The sequence below is a fragment of the Methanomethylovorans sp. genome, assembly GCF_050177135.1.
In the GTDB taxonomy this organism is placed as follows: Archaea; Halobacteriota; Methanosarcinia; order Methanosarcinales; family Methanosarcinaceae; genus Methanomethylovorans.
The window spans coordinates 1-3,614 of the sequence record NZ_JBFXHJ010000191.1; the positions used below are offsets into that span (position 1 = coordinate 1).

At 42.5% G+C, this 3,614-nt stretch carries 4 protein-coding genes; 3 read left to right on the forward strand and 1 reads right to left on the reverse strand.

Translation table 11 applies throughout. From position 1 onward, the window contains the following. A partial coding sequence (locus AB7U21_RS11230) for an erythromycin esterase family protein (RefSeq protein ID WP_428389108.1) occupies nucleotides 1-967 on the reverse strand: 967 nt, incomplete at its 3' end. A gap of 222 nt (nucleotides 968-1,189) precedes the next feature. Here AB7U21_RS11230 and AB7U21_RS11235 point away from each other — a divergent pair. From AB7U21_RS11235 to AB7U21_RS11245, 3 genes are all read left to right on the forward strand, one after another. Beyond that, complete coding sequence (locus AB7U21_RS11235) at nucleotides 1,190-1,936, forward strand: hypothetical protein (RefSeq protein WP_428389110.1); 747 nt, start codon at nucleotides 1,190-1,192, stop codon at nucleotides 1,934-1,936. A gap of 18 nt (nucleotides 1,937-1,954) precedes the next feature. Further along, a complete protein-coding gene (locus AB7U21_RS11240) occupies nucleotides 1,955-3,235 on the forward strand; it encodes a radical SAM protein (protein WP_428389112.1) in 1,281 nt (426 codons plus the stop codon). Beyond that, the coding region (locus AB7U21_RS11245) for an alpha/beta fold hydrolase (RefSeq protein ID WP_428389114.1) at nucleotides 3,213-3,614 on the forward strand (402 nt) is incomplete at its 3' end. The genes AB7U21_RS11240 and AB7U21_RS11245, both read left to right, overlap by 23 nt.

The following is a 3,614-nucleotide window of genomic DNA, read 5'->3' on the forward strand; positions in this document are numbered from 1 at the left end:
TATGGGCCTTTCCCCGCTGCAGATGGCTGTTGTGAGCAAAAGCCAACACTTTTCCTCTGTATCGCTCACGGGATACTATATACAGCAGATTTTCTGCCATCATCGTATCGCGAATGCCGAGAAGCCTCACCAGCCGGTTTTCGGAGTCCCGGGCCAATACACCGTGATAGTTCAGCAACTGCCTGGCCAGCATGGCATATTGTACTGCTTCCAGATACAGACTTTCGTCACTCTCAGCTACCAATCCGGGACGCTGTTCCATTAGTTCCGATATGAGATCTTCCGTCTCGATTCTAAGTTCAGTGGCACTTGGTGACAGACCCACCGATAACTTCGGGTCCATTGCTGCGGCAGGGTTCTCCCACTCAGGATCATTGCCCAGAAGCGGTTCTATCCGTTCTTTATGATATTTGCCGCTGATACTATCGATCGAATTGAGGTAGTCCAGTACAAAAAGCAAGACCTGCCTTGGGCTGTCCGCGTACATCATTTCCGTAGGGCTATCAAAACCGTAGAACCGGTGCTTGACTTGTTGGGAAGGGTCAGCGTTATATTCCCGCTTCCATTCCACAAGTTCACGAATTGCCTCTAAGCTCCTGAAACCGTGGCTAAACCCTACTTCCTGTATTTCTTCATAAGATGCCGCTCCTCGGCCAGCTATGTACTCATTCACTACACGTGCTCTGGGAAAACTGCTCTCGATGGCGATGGCGCTGTAACCAAGCTTCTCCACAAGGCGCTGGAATAGCAGGTTGCGGAGTAACAGAATGTCCTCGCCACCGTGGAGAGTTTCGCCAAAGCCTACCAGTTCTACAGCGTCATCAAGTGAGGCGATGATCTTGTCAAGAGGAGAGCTGAACGTTTCCGACGCATCGATGGAAACAGGGATCGATTCTTTTAAGACCCAATCTTTAAGGGTAGTATACGCCGGGTTGGTATTTCTCTGAACAGATGATCTTTCTTCCATTTTCTCAAGACCGATCAGTAATTCTATCGACTTATTTTATAATTTAGGTTTTAATCCTAAAGTAATCATCTCACAATAATATAAAAATACTGACATTTCGTATAAATATTGTTGCATCCAATAGGTAAATTGATGGCTTTCGTCTTTTGTATTTAGGGTATTATTTTAAATAGAATAGAATATAGACTATTATAATAATTGCACGATAATGGCGGTAATACAATGAGCAGCGAAAAAGGAAAGTTCAAATATATATTCTTAGTAGTATTTGTATTGATCTTAGCTAGTGTATCCTGGGTCTATGCAAGCTTTTCATTATTAGGACCTAAAGATCTGGGGGTTGAATATACTCATGAGGATTACGTCAGCGCTCTGGAAAAAACCGGTATTCAGGTCGAATATGAAGGTTTGACCGGAGAAGCACTGGAAGAGTATAAAGAACAATATGAAGACAACGGTGAAAAGAAATCGATCCATGATTACAATTTTGAATTCTCAGAATATGAAAGAAAAGAATTCACTTTAACTAATGAGGAGGCTACTGCTTTATTAAATGAGCTTGCTCCGGGGTTCTGGTGGTTTGATAACCTTCAGGTAAAAGTCCTGCCCGATGGGACCATGGAAGGATCGAGTACTGCTGACATAAAGAGACTTAAGACAGATCTATATTCAGATGTTGCAGACGACGTTCCCCTTCCGCTGCCTGATACACTGAACATTTATAGTAAAGGGCACATCAGCGTTACGAACAATCAGTTAAGCGGAGATCCCGAAACATTCAATTTAGGAGCGGTATCACTCCCGGATAAATATCTGGAAGAGGACAGCGTAGACACAATGGAAGAATACTTCCCCCGTATCTATACGGTTGTCCCCGGACTTGAAATAACCAGCCTGACATCTAATCCGGAGGGCGAGTTCGTATTTGATGGAGTTATTCCACAAAAAGTATCCGTAACTGCAAAGTAAGTTCTAAGGGGGTTGAAATTGAAATATTTGATGATCAACGGAAAAAGAGAGGAAATACCTCCTTTTCCACATCATAAAGCTTACATCTACAGGAGTAAGCAATTCTTTTTTGCAAAAGGGATCACAACGCATTTGACCATGGGCAATTTCATTACTTTGAAAGAGCTATATAATGGATTTAAAAACAAATGTTCTGTCCCCAGGGTTCTTCTGCTAGACCCGACCAGCAACTGTAATCTGAAGTGTAAAGGATGCTGGTCGCAGGATTATGAAAGCGGTCACAATATATCTTATGAGAAGTTTGACGATATATTGCACCAGGCTGAAAAATTGGGGATCATGGACTGTTTAATGACAGGCGGTGAACCTTTACTCCGGAAAGATGATATTCTGAAATTATGCAAAGAACATAGCAAAATGACATTCGGGGCATTTACCAATGCAACGTTGATCGATGAAAAGTTTGCTGATGAAATGGCTGCACTGGGTAATTTGAATGTCTTCATAAGCATTGAAGGGACAAAAGAAGAAACCGATTTCAGAAGAGGAACGGGTGTTTATGATAAAGCGATCGAAGCTATGGATATTTTAAGGTCCAGAGGTATTGCATTTGCTTTTTCATCCTGCTATCATTCCAAGAACTACAAGACCATAGCCAGTGATCAATTCCTCGACCATATGCGTCAAAAAGGCGCCTGGTTCGGCTGGCTGTTCCAGTATATCCCTGTGGGGAGCAATGCGGACACTTCTTTAGTATGCACTGCAGAGCAAAGAGCATACGTACAGGAACGGATCAGGGATTACTGTATAAAACATGATTATGTGATCATAGATTTCTGGAACAATGGTCATCTGTCTTTCGGTTGTATTGGCGCAGGTGTTGGTTTTGTCCATATAAATGCTAAAGGTGATGTGGAGCCCTGTGCATTCTGTCATTACTCTGATTCGAACATATACGAGGTATCGCTTGCTGAAGCCCTCAGGTCTAAATTCTTCACTGCCTTTAGAAATGCACAGCCATTCTCACAAAATCCATTGAGGCCCTGCCCATTGATCGATAATCCTCAGGCCATCATCGATGTGGTGAATGCCGGTGGGGCAAGGTCGACACATATGGCCAATCCGGAATCCGCTGAGGCTCTGGCAATGAAGAGTTTTGAGAGGGCCAGAGAGTGGGAAGGAATGTCTGAGGAGCTATTCAGAAAAATGCCGGAGCACGTCCGGAAAAACTTCCCCAGATTCTTGAAGTATCATACTTTTAAGAAAGGAATAACAGATGGCAGAAGAAAAGATATTTGATGCCGAAGTTTACTACAAGAACGCTTCAGTTCACTGGATCATACTGGTCCATGGTTTTGGAGGTAGTGCAAGGACCTGGAAAAAACAAATAGATTTCTTTTCAAAGTACTATAACCTGCTTGTGCTGGAAATGCATAAGAGGAATGAAAATGAAGATCTGGACCTGGATAAGGTTTGTAAGTTTATAAATAGTACATTAGATCACTATAAAATTGAACAAGCTCATTTTCTGGGCTTTTCCTTTAGTTCATTGATATGCTTACGATTTGCCGTACTATATCCGGAAAAAGTTCATTCATTGATCATGGGTGGGGGAATCCTCAAATTCAATTTGAAAACAAGGTTTTTGCTTTTCCTGGCAATAACTTTTAAAAGGATC

Bases quoted from the DNA above. Each gene is read 5' to 3' on its own strand.
- AB7U21_RS11235 (WP_428389110.1), top strand. From the start codon at position 1,190: ATGAGCAGCGAAAAAGGAAAGTTCAAATATATATTCTTAGTAGTATTT.